The sequence below is a fragment of the Micromonospora sp. L31 genome, from assembly GCF_052068075.1.
In the GTDB taxonomy this organism is placed as follows: Bacteria; Actinomycetota; Actinomycetes; order Mycobacteriales; family Micromonosporaceae; genus Micromonospora; species Micromonospora purpureochromogenes.
In genome coordinates this window covers 115,436-130,535 of sequence record NZ_JBQHDC010000012.1, presented here as the reverse complement: position 1 = coordinate 130,535, position 15,100 = coordinate 115,436, and the positions used below count along the sequence as shown (strand labels likewise).

The window sequence follows — 15,100 nt, the reverse complement described above, 5'->3', positions numbered from 1 at the left end:
GGTTCAGCCGAGCAGCGGGAACCACCCGGCGGCCTCGCCCAGCTCTGCGCGGTCCCGGTTCGTGAGCGGCTCGCGGCCGGCGGCCTTGAGCAGGTACGCGGCGTCGTCCCAGTCGCTCGGGCGGACCGCGTCGTCGCTGAGCAGCCCGTCCACCGTGGTCACCGCGACGCGGCAGGCGAGCGGCCCGGGCGGCGGCGCGTCGGGCAGGTCGAGCACCAGGTCCAGGTGGTGGATGACGGCCTCGGTGGTCAGCGTGGCCAGGAAGTCGGGTACGCGCAGCACGTGCCCCTGGGTGCTGACGCAGCCGGCCGGGTCGGCGGCGGTGGCGGCGCGCACGGCGGCGGGGGCGGTGTCGGACCAGAGCCGGACCACCCCGCTGGGGCGGTCGAAGGCGGCGGCGGAGCGGCGGGCCCACCAGGCGTGCCGGGCGGCGGCGTCGCCGTCCCCGCCGGGCGGGAAGGAACGCCAGTAGCTGACGTCGTCCACGTCGGGCGGCCCGTCGGCGGGGCTGGCCAGGGCGACCAGGGCGCGCTGGGCGTCGCAGAGCAGGTGGAAGAGCAGGTCGGCGACGAGCCAGCCCCGGCAGCGGGTGGGTCGTTGCAGGTCGGCGTCGTCCCGCCCGGCGACCACGGCGGTGATCCCCTCGTACGCCTGAGCGAGCGCCTCGTGCTGCGCGATCGACGTCATGAGGGGGAGCCTGCCACGGGCCACCCGGATCGGCAGGGCGGAAGGGCCGGGGCGGGTGCCCCGGCCCCGGTGCCGGTCAGCCGAACATCTCGTCGAGGAAGCTCTTGTGCTTCTTGCGCTTGTAGTGCCCGTGGTAGCCGTGGTGCTGCTGCTGGTGCCCGCTGTGGCCGTACGCCGGCTGCGGCGGGTAGGCCGGCGCGTGCGGCGGCGGCGCGGCCGGGTAGCCCGGCTGGTGCGGGGGCGGCGGCGGAGGCGGGGCGTACCCGCCGGCGACGTGGCCGGGCTGAGCCGGGCCGTGGCCCGCGGGCTGCCCGGGTGCCGGGGCGGCGTGCTGCTGGTTCCAGTTCGCCTCGGCCTCGAACAGCTTCTCGAGTTCACCGCGGTCGAGGAAGATCCCCCGGCACTCGGTGCACTGGTCGATGACGACTCCGCTGCGCTCGTACTGGCGCATGTCTCCGTGACACTTGGGACAGGTGAGCTGCATCGCTCGACCGTACCCCGTCGGCGCGAGGTTCAGGCGGTGGCGATCAGCGCCTCGTTGACCTCGTCGTCGGAGACCTCGTGGAAGTCCTCGTAGTAGGCGCCGACCGCGCCGAACTCCGGCGGGCGCTGGGCGCAGATCACCTGGTCGGCCTCGGCGGCCAGCATCTCGTACGCCTCCTGGGAGCCGACCGGCACCGCGACGACGACCCGGCGGGCGCCGAGATGGCGGGCGACCTGGACGGCGGCCCGGGCCGTCGCGCCGGTGGCCAGCCCGTCGTCGACGATCACGGCGGTCCGGCCGGTGAGGTCCAGCGGTGGCCGGCCGGCTCGGTACCGGGCCTCCCGGCGTTCCAGTTCGGCCTGTTCCCGGCGCTGCACGTCGGCGACGTCGTCGGGGCCGAGCCGGGCGGCGACCACGTCGTTGAGCACCCGGACCCCGCCGGGGCCGAGTGCGCCGAAGGCGACCTCGGGCGCCCAGGGCATGCCGAGCTTGCGGACCACCAGGACGTCCAGGGGCGCGCCGAGCCGGTCGGCGATCACCCGGGCCACCGGCACACCGCCCCGGACCAGCCCCAGCACGATGACGTCGGGTTCTCCGACCAGGCCGGTCAGCCGTTCGGCGAGCTGTCGGCCGGCATCCTCACGATCGCGGTAGGTGCTGCTCATGTCTCAGGTCTACGCCCTGGGGAGGGCCGGTGTCGGCGACTCCGGCGAAACGGTGGTCGGCTGTCCGGCCAGCGCGGGTGCCCAGACGAGCAGGGCGAGCGGGTAGAGCAGGTAGCCGAAGCGGGTGGTGGGCATCAGCAGGATGGCCACCAGCAGGCCGTATCCGCAGATCAGCGCGGTGGCGGTGGCGGTGCCGGGTGGGCGGCGCAGCAGTCGGAAGGCGATCGCCACGCCGGCGGCGACGAGCAGCGTCGCGGCGATCACCCGGCCGCCGGGCAGCCCGGTCGCGATCAGGTGCCCGGGGAAGGGGGACTGGGCGGGGCTGGTCACCAGCCCGTGGCCGAGCGGGAACCGCAGCACGTTCTCCACCAGCGCGTCCCGGTCGACCAGTACCGCCGGCACCAGGGCGAGCACCGGCAGGCCGAGCGCGCCGACGGCGACCCGGAGCCCGGCCCGCCGGGTGGCGCCCCAGAAGATCAGGACCAGGGCGACCGGCCAGGCGAAGAGCTTCAACGCGCCGGCGAGCCCGACCGCCACGCCGGCCGCGCCGGGCCGGCCGGCGGCGGCGCACGCCAGCGCCAGCAGGCAGAGCGCGAGTACGGGCAGGTCGTCGCCGCCGGTGGCGAGGGTGAGGGCGCAGATCGGCAGCACGGTCGCGGCCTGTACGCCGCGCAGCACCGCCACCGGGTGGGGGCGGCCCGCCGAGGGGCGGCCGGCGGCGCGCAGCGCGACCACCGCGATGGCCAGCGCCAGCGCGGTGACCAGCGCGAACCACACCCGGGAGTCGGTCCACCAGGCGTCCACGCCGGCCCGGGGCAGCCCGAACAGCGCCATCCCCGGCTGGTACGGCGTGTAGCCGAGCAGCCGTTCGTCGGCGGGGAGCGCGGCGATCGCGTCGGGCCCCAGGTAGGGGGTGCCGTGCTCGGCGAGCCGGATGCCGGCGTGCTCGACGACCACCACCTCCTCCTGAGCCCGGTCGGTACGCCCCGACGCCCGCTGGATGCTCTGGATCACCAGCGGCAGCAGGGCGGTGGTCGCCCAGGTCAGCGCGGTGACCGCCGAGCGCGCCGGCACCCCGGCCAGCTCGGGGCGGCGGCCTCGGAGCAGGAGCTGACCGGCGACCAGCAGCGCGGCGAGCAGGTAGCCGACGGCGGCGACGCTCCCCCAGGCCCGGTGCGGTGACAGGGTGGAGGTGGCGGCGGTGACCGCGGCGAAGGCGGCGGAGACCGTGTAGAGGCCGAGGTCGAGGGCGAGGCCGCCGGCGGTGGAGTCCAGGGCGCGCCAGGTGCGGGAGGCGGCGGTCACGCCGGCAAGTGTGGCAGACCCGTCGGGCGGCTCCGGCCGGGCTGGCGGCGGCCGGGGGCGAGGCGGATGACCGCGCCGGTGTCGTGCAGCGGCGGGACCAGGGTGCCGGGCCGGCCGCCCGAGCCGCGTTGCAGGGCGGCGAGGAGACTGCCGGACGGCAGCGGACGGGCGAAGAGGTGGCCCTGGCCGGCGGCGCAGCCCAGCTCCCAGAGCGCCCGGCGCTGCGGCTCGCTCTCCACTCCCTCGGCGACCACGGTGAGGTCGAGGCTGCGGCCGAGGTCGAGGGTCGAGCGGATGACCGCGGCGGCCTCCGCCGAGCCCTCCATCGCGGTGACGAAGCTGCGGTCGATCTTCAGCTCGTGCACCGGGATGCGGGAGAGCAGGGAGAGCGAGGAGTAGCCGGTGCCGAAGTCGTCCAGCGCCAGCCGGACGCCGGAGTCGCGCAGCCGGCTGAGCACCCGGTCGACCACGTCGAGCTGGCTCAGTGTCAGCGTCTCGGTCAGCTCCAGGACCAGCCGGTCGGGCGGGAGGTCGTGGGCGCGCAGCCGGGCCAGCACCGCGCCGGGGAAGCGGGCGTCGAGCAGGCTGCGTGGGGAGACGTTGACCGAGACCGGCAGGTCGAAGCCGGCCGCCCGCCAGCTCACGGCGGCGAGCAGCGCCTGGTCGAGGATCGCCTCGGCGAACGCGGGGAGCAGGCCGGAGCGTTCCACCGCCTCCAGGAAGCGCAGTGGGTCGATCATGCCGTGGGTCGGGTGGTGCCACCGGGCCAGCGCCTCCGCGCCGGTGACCTCACCGCTGGCCAGGTCCACGATGGGCTGGAAGTTGACGGTGAACTCGTGGTCGGCCACCGCCCGGGGCAGCTCGCCGCCGAGGGTGAGCCGGCCGAGGTCGGCGGTGTCGCGGGTCGGCGCGTACGTGGAGACCCGCTGACCGGCCCGCTTGGCCTGGTACATCGCCACGTCTGCGCGGCGCAGCAGCTCCGGCATGCCGCCGCTGGCCGGGGCCACGGCGATGCCCCCGCTGGCCTCGACGCTGATCCGCATGCCGTCGACGTCCAACGGCTGGTGCAGGGCGCCGATCAGCGCCTCCGCCCGGTGCGCGGCGACCGCCGGGGCGGGCAGTCCGCGCAGCAGTACGGCGAACTCGTCGCCGCCGAGGCGGGCCACCAGGTCCTCGGCCTGGGCGGCGGCCCGCAACCGGTCGGCGACCTGCATCAGCACCTGGTCGCCGGCGGCGTGGCCGAGGGTGTCGTTGACCTCCTTGAAGTGGTTGAGGTCGATCAGCACCAGCGCGGTCACCCCCTCGGCGTGCCGGGTGCTGAGCTGCTCGGTGCCGCGCTCCAGCAGTTGCCGCCGGTTGGCCAGACCGGTCAGCGCGTCGTGGGTGGCGGCGTGCGCGTGTTCGGCGGCCACCCGGGCCAGTTCGGCGTACGCCTGGGCGTTGCGGACGGCGGTGCAGAGCGCCGAGGCGAAGGTGCGCAGCGTGTACTGCTCCCGCTCGGAGAGCTGGACCGGTCCCCGGAAGCGCAGCCGCAGCACCCCCACGTCGGCGCTGCCGTCGTGCCCCTCCAACGGTGCGGAGACGGCGGAGCCCTGGACGCTGCTCGGGTTCCCGGCGGGCCCGTCGTAACCGATGCCACCTCTGGTACCCCGGACCGCGCGGGCGCCGTCGCGCAGCTCTATCTCGACCTCGTCCGCGGAGAAGAGTTCGGCGGCCTGGGTGACGGCGGTGGTGAGGACCGTGTCCAGGTCGACGACGTTCAGCGCGTCCGTGGTGCGGGCGAGGCGCTGCCAGGCCTGCTGCTCGGTGCGGGCCTTGACCCGGTTGGAGTACAGCAGGTGGAGGCTGAGCATCAGGGGTGGCACGGCGATGAGTAGGCGGCTGTCGCCGCGCAGGATGAGGAACGTCCCGAGGACCACCACCAGTCGGCCCATCGCAAAGGCGAGCCGGAGTTCCCAATCCTCCCGGAACAGTTCCCGTACCCGTTCACCGGAGGCGATCGCGATGACCGGCAGTGCGACCAGCTCGTCCAGCAGTACGGCGGTCAGATAGGCGACGGACAGCGGCAGGATCGTGGCCAGCACGCTCTCTTCGCCCACCTGCCAGCCGCTCGCGTGCAGCACCGTGCCCGCCGCCGTCGCCACCAGCATGTTCTTTCCGACGCCGAAGGCGGCCCGGATGGCGGGGATTCGAGCGAGGGTGGTCACCAGGACGAGGGCGCAGCCCGTGGCGAGGACCACGGTCGAGGTCGGGGCCACGGTGAGGCCGATGACGATTGCCGTCTCGGTCCACGCGATGTCGTGGTTGTTGGCTCTGATCCGGATACGCACCTTGACGGTGAAGCCGGCGGCGACAAGCGAGATCAGGGCCAGCCAGGTGACGGGGCCGACCCTGGGTTCGTCGTTGGCGAGACGAACGGCCGACACGATGGTGGAGACGGCCGCCAAAAAGACGACGAGACCGACTAGCGGCAGCAGCCGCCGATCGGTCCCATCACTCCGTCGTTGTGGAGTCACCCATCGACCTCATTCAGTAACCGATGGTTATGCGCTCCGCAAGCTTACTGCTCTCGATCTGGTTGCAGGACTTTGCTCAGGTCCATTCGTGCGATGTCATCATGACCCCCAGCGCCGTTGTTCTCGTGCACCAATGGGGGGAGCTTAAGGGACGGTTGGCACTCTCCTGCACTGATGAATGTCGGTATGCGCGATATCAGCGAAGTCGGAGTGATTTGTAACGTTGTGTCCACGAGCTAAATGCGGAGCGCGTACGCCTCGTACGTAGTCTTGCGGCAAATACCCGAGCCTTCGCCGGTCGCTGGCGCAGCACTGCCGTTTGCGAACCACCTTCAGTCTGACCTTGCGCGCTTCCGATTCCATCGACGGATCGGACCAACTCCTGGCTGCTGCAGGGTGACATGGACGGTATGCCGATCATCCGGGCAGGCAATGGGATGTGCAGGACTTGCATCGTCCCACCCGGTCCACTCTCTCGTAGAGTGACCATTCGAGCACGTGGGGAGGAGTCATCGAGGATCTGGTGGAGATTCGAGTCCTGGGTAATCTTGAGGCGCTGATCAAGGGCGACCGAGTAAACCTGGGCACGCCCAAGCAGCGGACCGTACTTGCCCTGCTGGTCATGCGAACCGGGCGACTGGTGACTGTAGAGGATCTGGTCGACGAGTTGTGGCCCGACGGTCCACCCCCATCCGCCGTCGCCAACGTACGCAGTTACGCCGCCAGCCTCCGTCGGGCGTTCCGGGCCGCCGATAACGGAACCGATCTCCTTATCCGAGAGGGCGGTGGCTACAGGTTGGGCGTCGCCCCGGAGCGCATTGACCTCATGCGTGCGTCGACCGAGTTCCACCACGCTCGGGAAGCCGCCCGAGGTGGCGACCCTGATCTGGCGGTGGCAAGTCTCACCCGCGGGCTGGATCGGTGGCGGGGCGAACCATTCGCCGGACTACCGCTCGGTCCGGTGCTCGCCGCACGACGGACACAGGCCGAGGAGGAGCGCCTCGATGCCGTTGAGTTCCTGGCGGAACTGCATCTCGCCTCGGCCCGACCGGAGAGGGCCATCCCGCTGTTGCGTGAACTGGTGAGCATCCATCCGATCCGGGAACAGGCTCAGCTTCTCCTGGTACGGGCGCTACGGCAGTCCGGCGACGTGACCGGCGCCATGTCGGCCTACCTCAACGCCCGGCAGGCCCTGCTGGAGCACCTAGGCATCGAGCCGGGGCCGGAGCTGCAAGAACTCCATCGGGACCTGCGGAAACGGGAGCCGGTAAGTGCGTCGGATGGTTCAGGCGCGGTGCCCGCCGGGGATCGTCCGTCCGTCAGCTGGCTACCACGCGCCGTACCGGACTTCGTCGGTCGGGACGAGATGGTGGTTCGGATCCTGAAGGAGGTACCGCCTCCCGACGGGACCGATCCATCGATCCAGGTGATCGACGGCATGGCGGGCAGCGGCAAGACATCCCTCGCCGTCCACGTGGCTGCCCGGCTCGCGAATCGTTACCCGAACGGACAGCTCTTCACAGATCTGCGCGGGCATGCCGACGATACGCCCGTCACCCCGGCGGCGGCCCTGGTGACGCTGCTCCGTCAGCTCGGGGTGCCCGCCGGGCGGATACCGGCGGAGCTCCCCGAGCGGGTGGAGCTCTGGCGGCGTCAACTGGCCTCTCGGCGGGTCGTCGTAATCCTCGACAACGCCGCTGACAGTCGGCAGGTGGAACCCCTGCTGCCGGTCAGGGGGGACGTTCTCGTCATGATCACGACCCGCCGTAGGCTGCTGGCCTCGGGCGGCCGGCCACCGGTGTCGCTGCCTGTGCTGTCGGAGCAGGAATCCCTCATGCTGCTGACAGCGGTGGTGGGAGCTGAGCGCGTCAAAGCGGATCCCGCCGGGGCGGCGGAAGTCGCCCGACTTTGCGGGCACCTGCCGCTCGCCATTCGACTGGCCGGCACCCGGATGGCGCACCGGCCGTCCTGGCTCATGAAGGACATGGTGCGTCGGCTCACCGAACAGCCCCACCTCCTACCGCAGTTCAAGGCGGAGGACAGCACGGTGGTGGACGCTTTCGCGGCGTCTTACGAACCACTGGACGAGCGCGCAAAGAGGGTTTTCCGGACAATCGGCCTGCACTCCGGGGACCACCTCGATGTGGCGATGACCGCCGCATTGACAGATCTCCCGCTTCAAGAGGCGGCTGACGTGCTGGACGAGTTGGTGGACCGTCACCTGGTGGAGGAGGTCAGGAACGGTCGTTACCGACTCCACGACCTCATGCGCCGGTACTCCGTCCAGCTTGCTCTCCATACCGATCCCACGCCGAGGCGACGGGACGCGGTCGAGGGTCTGGTGGAACATATGGTGCACTCGGTCGCACGGGTGGTCGAGCCACTGGAATCCGGCAGACTGCGCGGTCAGCTCCGCCTCTCCGATCCGTCACGGCCGGACCTACTGTCGGTACGCCGACCGGGCGATCTTGAATGGATCGAGTCGCAGCGTCACAACATCGAGGCGCTGGTGCGCCTGGCCGGACAGCAGGGGCTCGACCACCTGTCATGGCGGTTGGCCCGATCCGGATGGCGGTTCTTCTACCTGCGTGGTTACTTCGATGACATTGCCGCCACTCATGGCGCGGGACTGGCAGCGGCTCGACGGCTGGGTGACCGCGCGGCGGTTGCCCTCATGCACAACTACCTGGCTTCGGCCTGCGTCCGCACGGGTTCCTACCGGGAGGCACGCGGTCACTTGGAGAAGGTCGTGGCGATCCGGGTGAGCCTGGGCGACAGAGACGGCACCAACCAGGCCCGGGTCAACCTCGGTGTGGTCTTCTGGCTGATGGGACACCTCACTGCCGCGCTCGACATCCACCTTGCGCTCCTGCGGGACAGCACGATGGACAGCATGTTCTTCCTGCCCAACGTGGGTCTGATCCTACGCTCACTGGGCAGGTACGACGACGCTATGGCGGTTCACCGGCTCAATCTGCAGATCGCACGACATCGACAAAACTACTTCCACATCTCCAACGCCCTCGGTCACCTGGGCGGGGTGCGGTATCGGCTGGGACAGGACCGGCAGGCTGAGCGGCTGCTGCGGGCGTCTTTGGCGCTGCGGGAGCGCACCGGCAACGGGTATGGCCGTGCCGAGACGTTGAACGATCTGGCTGGCACGTACCGGCACCTCGGCAGGATGGACGAGGCGCTGAGCCACCACGCCGCCGCCCTGGAGACGGCACGCGGTTCGGGCGAGCGTCAGGTGGAGGCCGAGGCACTCAATGAAATGGCGTGCACGCTTGCCGAACTCGGGCGGGTGAAGGAGGCGACCGAGACGCGGCGGCAAGCGCTGGCACTCGCGACCGCCATACGGCATCCGTACGAGCAGGGGCGGGCGCTCGCTGGCCTGGCCGACCATCTCGAGTCGACGAAACCTGCTGAGGCTCGGCGGTACCGGCAGCGGGCGTTGATGATCTTTGACCGGATGGGCGTGCCTGAGCGATTTGAGGTGCGCCGCCTTCTGGATCCCAAGGGCAGTGCGAGCATTGCTTGAGTTGCCCTGTCACTGCTTATCGGTTTCTTGTCGCCGCCCTCGATAACGTCCCGCACGTCGGTGAACGGGGGAGGTGCTGGCCGTGTCAGGACCAGACCGACGATGCCCCCGTGCGTCACGGTTTTCCCAGCGACGGTGACGGACGGGTAGGTGAGGGAGGAGTACGGCCAGGGCACCCGGCTGTGCTCCTCCCGAACTCGTGGTGCGTTCCGGTCGTACCCGGCGGATAGGCTGCGGTCGTGACCGATCCCGCGCAGCTCACCCACGTCGACCCGGCGGGCGCGGCCCGCATGGTCGACGTCTCCGCCAAGCCGGTCAGCGGCCGGCTCGCCGTGGCCGCCGGCCGGTTGCGCACCACCGCCGAGGTGGTCGACCTGCTCCGCCGCGACGGCCTGCCCAAGGGCGACGCGCTGGCGGTCGGTCGGCTCGCCGGCATCATGGGCGCCAAGCGCACCCCCGACCTGATCCCGCTCTGCCATCCGATCGCGCTGCACGGCGTGACGGTCGACCTGCGGCTCACCGGGGACACCGTCGAGATCACCGCCACCGCGCGGACCGCGGACCGGACGGGCGTGGAGATGGAGGCGCTGACCGCCGTGGCGGTGGCCGGGCTGGCCCTGGTCGACATGGTCAAGGCGGTCGACCCGGCCGCCTCCGTCGACGCGGTGCGGGTGCTCCGCAAGGAGGGCGGCAAGACCGGCGAGTGGGTCCGCCCGGAGGATCGGCCGTGATCCGGGCCCGGGTGGTGGTCGCCTCCAACCGGGCCGCCGCCGGCGTCTACGCCGACACCAGCGGCCCCCTGCTCGTCGCGGGCCTGCGTGAGCTGGGCTGCGCCGTCGACGAGCCGGTGGTGGTTCCCGACGGCGAGCCGGTGGGCGAGGCGTTGCGCAGCGCCCTGGCCGACGGGATCGACGTGGTGCTGACCAGCGGGGGCACCGGGATCACCCCCACCGACCGGACGCCCGACGTGACCCGCGCGCTGCTCGACTACGAGATCCCCGGCATCGCCGAGGCGATCCGGGCGCACAGCCGCGACCGGGTCCCCACCTCCGCGCTGTCGAGAGGGCTGGCCGGGGTGGCGGGCCGGATGCTCGTGGTCAACCTGCCCGGGTCGACCGGCGGCGCGCGGGACGGCCTCGCCGTGCTCGGCCCGATCCTCGTCCACGCCGTCGAGCAGCTGCGCGGCGGCGACCACTGACGCCCCGGTCCGGAGTCCACGGCGATAGGCTCGCCCGGTGAGCGCGCGGACGTGACGCGCGCACCGCAGTCGGTGAACGGAGGCCCCCGGTGAGCACGGAAACCGCCGCCGCCGCGGCACAGGTCGCGGCACCGCCGCCGGCCGGTTGGGAGGAGGCTCGCTCCCGGGTGTACGCGGTCGGCCTCGCCGCCGCGCTCCCCGCGGTCCGGCGGCCGCTGGCCGACACCGACGGGCACACCCTCGCCGAGCCGCTGACCACGCGGACCGACCTGCCCGCCTTCCCGACCTCCAGCGTCGACGGCTGGGCGGTGCGTGGCGAGGGCCCCTGGGACGTCGTCGGACGGGTGCTGGCGGGCAACACCCCGCCCCCGCTGACCGCCGACGGCACCACCGTCGAGATCGCCACCGGCGCGATGGTCCCCGAGGGCGCCACCGCCGTGCTCCGGATCGAGGAGTCGAGCCGTACCGCCGACGGACGGGTGACCGGCACGCCCCGGCCCCACCCGGAGTGGCGGGAGCCGGGCGAGGAGGCGTACGCGGGTGAGGAACTGCTCCCCGCCGGCACCCCGGTCGACCCGGCGCTGATCGGCCTGGCCGCCTCCTGCGGCCACGATCAGCTGGCGGTGCGCCGGCAGCCCCGGGCCGCGCTGCTGGTCTTCGGCGACGAGCTGCTGACCGCCGGCCCGCCCGGCGCCGGCCGGGTACGCGACGCGCTCGGCCCGGCCGTGCCGGCCTGGCTGCGCCGGTACGGCTGCCAGGTGCGCTCCTCCGACGTGGTCGGCCCGGTGGCGGACACCCTCCCCGCCCACGTGGCGGCGCTGCGGTCCGCGCTGGCCAACGCCGACCTGGTCTGCACCACCGGCGGGACGATGCACGGTCCGGTCGACCACCTGCATCCCACCCTGGAGGCGCTCGGCGCGGACTACGTGGTCAACACCGTGGCGGTCCGGCCGGGCTTCCCGATGCTGCTGGCCCGGCTCGCCGGCGCCGACGGACGGGTCCGCTTCGTCGCCGGGCTGCCGGGCAACCCGCAGTCCGCGATCGTCGCCCTGGTCTCGCTGGTCGCGCCGCTGCTCGCCGGGCTGACCGGCCGACCGATGCCGGTGCTGCCGCACGCCACGCTCGCCGAGCCGGTGCCCGGTCGGGGCGACTACACGCATCTGGCCCTGGTCCGCCTGGACCGGGCCGCCGGCACCGCCCACCCGGTGCGCCACGTCGGCTCGGCGATGCTGCGCGGGCTGGCCGGCGCCGACGGGTTCGCGGTGATCCGTCCGGGCACCACCGGCGAGGCCGGGGCGCGGGTGCCGGTCGTACCGCTGCCGCTGCTGCCCGGGGAGCGCTCGTGGTGACCGCCGACCCGACGGTGGCCGTCCTCGCGGTCACCGACCAGCCGCTCGACCTCGCCGCGCACGAGGCCGCGGTCGCCGACCGGCGGGCCGGCGCGGTGGTCTCCTTCCAGGGCGTGGTCCGCGACCACGACCACGGCCGTCGGGTCACCCTGCTGGAGTACGAGGGCCACCCGAGCGCCGCCGACGTGCTGCGCGAGGTCGCCGCCGAGATCGCCGCCGAACCCGAGGTGTACGCGGTCGCGGTGTCGCACCGGGTCGGCCGGCTGGAGATCGGCGACGTGGCACTGGTCGCCGCGGTCAGCACCGCGCACCGCGCTGCGGCCTTCGAGGCCTGCGCCCGTCTGGTCGACGAGGTCAAGGCGCGCCTGCCGATCTGGAAACGCCAGGTCTTCACCGACGGCACCGAGGAATGGGTCAACTGCCCCTGACCGCTCCGGCCCTCATGATCCGGGCCGGTGGCGGTCAGCGGCGGGCGGTGGTGGCGGTGCGGGCCAGGCGGTCGGTGTAGAAGGCCGGCTCGGCGCCGGGGCGCCAGGGCAGCGCGGCGACCAGCACGATCAGCGCCAGCGCGAGGGAGTTCTCCATCAGCGCGCCGAAGAGCCCGTCCTGGTAGTGCGACACCTCGGGAAGCTGGTGCTCGTACGGCCAGATGGGCGAGACGAGGAAGAGCAGGTAGAGCCCCGCCGCCGCGACGGCGTGCCGCAGGCCGGTCAGCGTCGGGTACCAGATCGGCGGGCGCAGCCCGTTAACCCCGGGCGGCCCCCCGTACGACGACGCCTGGCCGGCGCGCGCCGCCAGGCCCCGGCTCGCCTCGCGACGGCGTACGGCGGCGTCGGCGAGCACGACGATTGCCGGGATGACCCAGACCAGGTGGTGCGTCCAAGAGATCGGGCTGATCACGTTGGCGGTCAGCCCGACCAGGGTGAACGCGGTCAACTCGTCGCCGTCGGCCCGGGCGGTGGCGGCGCGGGAGAGCCCCACGGCCAGGATCAGCACCGAGAACGACAGCCAGAGCAGGCCGGGCGTCTCGATCGAGTCGTAGAGCCGGGCGAGCAGGCCGGCCAGCGACTGGTTGGGGGTCATGTCGGCCGCGCCGACCCGCTCGGTCTGCCAGAGCACGCCGCCGAAGTAGGCCCGTGACTCCGTACCGACCAGCGCGAACGTCCCCAGCGTCACGCCGATGGTGGTGCCGACGGCGGTGGCCGCCGTCCGCCACTGCCGGGTGATCAGCAGGTAGACGATGAAGAGCGCTGGGGTCAGCTTGACGGCGGTGGCCAGGCCGATGCCCATTCCGGCCCACGCCCCGCTGTAGAGGAAGCGCACGAACGGGCCGTCGGCCGGGCGGCCGTGGGTGCCCCGCCGGGACCGCCAGCGCAGCCCGATCAGGTCGGCCATGATCAGCCCGAAGAGCAGCACGTTGACCTGGCCGTACCCGAGGGTCTCCCGGACCGGTTCGATGGCGACGGACATCGACGTCGCGATGCCCACGGTGAACCAGAGCGGCCAGCCGAGCCGGTCCACGATCGGGCGCAGCAGCGCGGCCAGCACGAGAGCGAGGGCGGCGATGCTGCCCGCCGCGTTGATCCAGCCCGCCGCCTCGACCGGCAGGCGCGCCATCGGCAGCATCATCAGGCCGGCGAAGGGCGGGTAGGTGAAACCGAGGGTGGTGGTCGGCGCGATGAACTCGTACAGCTCGTGACCGCTCGCCCACCACACCACCGCGCCGTGGTAGATCTTCATGTCGAAGAAGTTGTACGGCCGCCCGAATGCACCGATGGCGAGCCATGCGGCATAGGCGACGGCGGCCACGATGCCGGTCCGTACGACTGTCCTACGATCGATCCCACGCGTTGCGCGACGGACTGGGGCGAGGCGGTCCAGCCGTCTACCGACGATCGCCGGCATGGCGTGGCCACCCCCGTACCAAGGTCGTCCTACCCGTCCAGGTCCGGTACGGAGCCTAGAACGGCGCCTCACGTTGATGCCTCCCGCGTTATGCGACCGTGTCCGATCCCACACATGTTTTTGACATTTCCACCGCGTTAACGGCAGTGGGGTGGTTCAGGTAATTCGCGGCCTTGCGGGGGGTGATGGCCGTATTGACGCAGGTCAGCCCGGAAGTCGCCGGGCCGTGGACGCGGAGAGGGCGGCGATCCGCGCTTCCCGACGGGCGGTACGCACCGCGCGGGTCACGGAACGTCGAGAGTGACCGATGCGATGACCGGCCCGCCAGCGCAGACCCGGCTTTCCCTCGGTGTCGGCGGCGGCGAGCAGCAGGCCGCCGAAGAGCCCGAGGTTCTTCAGGAAGTGGACCTGGTTGTTGTTGCGCGTCGCCGGGTCGTCGTTCTTCCAGAAGGGATGTCCGGCGATGGTGACCGGCACCAGCGTGCCGGCGAGCACGAGCGCGGCCGGCCGGGTGAACCTCCCGGTGGCCAGCATCAGGCCGGCGGCGAGCTGAACCGCCGAATTGGCGCGGACCAGTGTGGTGGTGTCGGTGGGAAGCTGCGGCGCGACGTTGGAGATCAACGGAGCGACCCGGTCGGTGAGCGGCTGGGCGGCCGGCACGAGGCGCTCGGGGTGCTGGAAGTTGCGGACCCCGCTGATCACGAAGATTCCGCTCAACATGACGCGGGCGAGGGAGCGCACGGGTTTCATGGATCAGTCATACCCCGTCGGGGCGTCCGCTACCCCGGCAACGGCCGATCCGGGACCTTCCGACATGGACGTGACGCCACGCCGATTCGAGCGACCGTTGCTGATGGACGTGCTCCGACCGGTAACGTCGCGCGGGTGACGACCCTGCGGCTGCGCCCCGAGGACCCGGCGGACATCGCCCCGGTCCGCATGGTGCTGGCCGCCGCCTTCGCCCGCCCGGACGCGGCGGTCCCCGGCGAGGTGGCGCTCGTCGACGAGTTGCGCGACAGCGACGCGTGGATCCCGGAGCTGGCGATGGTGGCCGAGTACGGCGGCGAGGTGGTCGGCTACGCCCTGCTCAGCCGGGTCTTCGTACAGTCCGACGACGTCCGCGCTCCGGCGTTGGCGCTCGGGCCGGTCGCGGTGGCCCCGCACCGGCAGCGGGTCGGGCACGGCACGGCGGCGGTGCAGGCCGGGCTGGACGCCGCGACCGAGCTGGGTGAGCGCCTGGTGGTGGTGCTCGGCGACCCCGCGTACTACCGGCGCTTCGGGTTCGTCCGGGCGGACCGAATGGGACTGACCAGCCCGTGGTCCGGTCTGGGGGAGCCGTGGCAGGCGCTGGCGCTGCCGCCGAGCACCAGCGGCGAGGGACCACCGCCGCGCGGTGAGGTGGTGTTCCCGGCCCCCTGGTCCCGCGTCTGACCGCCACCGGCGCCCGTCGACG

13 protein-coding genes are annotated in these 15,100 nt (G+C 72.4%); 6 read left to right on the top strand and 7 right to left on the bottom strand.

The window, feature by feature from the left end; genetic code table 11:
- Window positions 1-3: 3 nt before the first annotated feature.
- The 5 genes from ACTMS9_RS26520 to ACTMS9_RS26500 form a co-directional block, all read right to left on the bottom strand.
- A complete protein-coding gene (locus tag ACTMS9_RS26520; protein ID WP_441143738.1) occupies window positions 4-687 on the bottom strand; it encodes a maleylpyruvate isomerase N-terminal domain-containing protein in 684 nt (227 codons plus the stop codon).
- A 76-nt stretch (window positions 688-763) separates the two neighbouring features.
- Window positions 764-1,171, bottom strand: a complete 408-nt coding sequence (locus tag ACTMS9_RS26515; RefSeq protein ID WP_441143740.1) for a zf-TFIIB domain-containing protein — start codon at window positions 1,169-1,171, stop codon at window positions 764-766.
- A gap of 29 nt (window positions 1,172-1,200) precedes the next feature.
- Window positions 1,201-1,836, bottom strand: a complete 636-nt coding sequence (locus ACTMS9_RS26510) for a phosphoribosyltransferase (protein WP_154941091.1) — start codon at window positions 1,834-1,836, stop codon at window positions 1,201-1,203.
- Between the two features lie 9 nt (window positions 1,837-1,845).
- Window positions 1,846-3,141, bottom strand: a complete 1,296-nt coding sequence (locus ACTMS9_RS26505; RefSeq protein WP_441166269.1) for a glycosyltransferase 87 family protein — start codon at window positions 3,139-3,141, stop codon at window positions 1,846-1,848.
- Window positions 3,138-5,657, bottom strand: a complete 2,520-nt coding sequence (locus ACTMS9_RS26500) for a putative bifunctional diguanylate cyclase/phosphodiesterase (RefSeq protein ID WP_441143744.1) — start codon at window positions 5,655-5,657, stop codon at window positions 3,138-3,140. The genes ACTMS9_RS26505 and ACTMS9_RS26500 overlap by 4 nt, the downstream gene beginning before the upstream one ends.
- Before the next feature lie 523 nt (window positions 5,658-6,180).
- Between ACTMS9_RS26500 and ACTMS9_RS26495 the strand changes: the two genes are divergently transcribed.
- The 5 genes from ACTMS9_RS26495 (at window position 6,181) to ACTMS9_RS26475 (ending at window position 12,170) form a co-directional block, all read left to right on the top strand.
- Entirely contained in the window at window positions 6,181-9,195 is a 3,015-nt protein-coding gene (locus ACTMS9_RS26495) for a BTAD domain-containing putative transcriptional regulator (RefSeq protein WP_441166268.1), read from the top strand.
- A gap of 239 nt (window positions 9,196-9,434) precedes the next feature.
- Window positions 9,435-9,926, top strand: coding sequence for a cyclic pyranopterin monophosphate synthase MoaC (moaC, locus tag ACTMS9_RS26490; RefSeq protein WP_154941095.1), 492 nt, complete (start codon window positions 9,435-9,437; stop codon window positions 9,924-9,926).
- Window positions 9,923-10,393, top strand: coding sequence for a MogA/MoaB family molybdenum cofactor biosynthesis protein (locus ACTMS9_RS26485; RefSeq protein WP_280839102.1), 471 nt, complete (start codon window positions 9,923-9,925; stop codon window positions 10,391-10,393). The genes moaC and ACTMS9_RS26485 overlap by 4 nt, the downstream gene beginning before the upstream one ends.
- An 89-nt stretch (window positions 10,394-10,482) precedes the next feature.
- Window positions 10,483-11,742, top strand: a complete 1,260-nt coding sequence (locus ACTMS9_RS26480) for a molybdopterin molybdotransferase MoeA (RefSeq protein ID WP_441143749.1) — start codon at window positions 10,483-10,485, stop codon at window positions 11,740-11,742.
- A complete protein-coding gene (locus ACTMS9_RS26475) occupies window positions 11,739-12,170 on the top strand; it encodes a molybdenum cofactor biosynthesis protein MoaE (RefSeq protein ID WP_088964329.1) in 432 nt (143 codons plus the stop codon). Before ACTMS9_RS26480 ends, ACTMS9_RS26475 begins: the two co-directional genes overlap by 4 nt.
- Before the next feature lie 34 nt (window positions 12,171-12,204).
- Here the strand turns inward: ACTMS9_RS26475 and ACTMS9_RS26470 are convergent, their stop codons facing one another.
- On the bottom strand, window positions 12,205-13,647 hold the full coding sequence (locus ACTMS9_RS26470) for a glycosyltransferase 87 family protein (RefSeq protein ID WP_441143751.1): 1,443 nt from the start codon (window positions 13,645-13,647) through the stop codon (window positions 12,205-12,207).
- Window positions 13,648-13,851: 204 nt separating this feature from the next.
- Window positions 13,852-14,397, bottom strand: coding sequence for a DoxX family protein (locus tag ACTMS9_RS26465; protein WP_280839098.1), 546 nt, complete (start codon window positions 14,395-14,397; stop codon window positions 13,852-13,854).
- Between the two features lie 135 nt (window positions 14,398-14,532).
- On the opposite strand from ACTMS9_RS26465, the gene ACTMS9_RS26460 reads away from it, so the two are divergent.
- Window positions 14,533-15,078, top strand: coding sequence for a GNAT family N-acetyltransferase (locus ACTMS9_RS26460; protein ID WP_441143754.1), 546 nt, complete (start codon window positions 14,533-14,535; stop codon window positions 15,076-15,078).
- The last annotated feature ends 22 nt before the right edge of the window (window positions 15,079-15,100 follow it).

What these genes read in the sequence shown, in the direction of transcription:
- ACTMS9_RS26465 (WP_280839098.1), bottom strand. Translation starts at nt 14,397, where the DNA reads ATGAAACCCGTGCGCTCCCTCGCCCGCGTCATGTTGAGCGGAATCTTC.
- ACTMS9_RS26470 (WP_441143751.1), bottom strand. Translation starts at nt 13,647, where the DNA reads ATGCCGGCGATCGTCGGTAGACGGCTGGACCGCCTCGCCCCAGTCCGT.
- ACTMS9_RS26515 (WP_441143740.1), bottom strand. Translation starts at nt 1,171, where the DNA reads ATGCAGCTCACCTGTCCCAAGTGTCACGGAGACATGCGCCAGTACGAG.
- ACTMS9_RS26510 (WP_154941091.1), bottom strand. Translation starts at nt 1,836, where the DNA reads ATGAGCAGCACCTACCGCGATCGTGAGGATGCCGGCCGACAGCTCGCC.
- ACTMS9_RS26520 (WP_441143738.1), bottom strand. Translation starts at nt 687, where the DNA reads ATGACGTCGATCGCGCAGCACGAGGCGCTCGCTCAGGCGTACGAGGGG.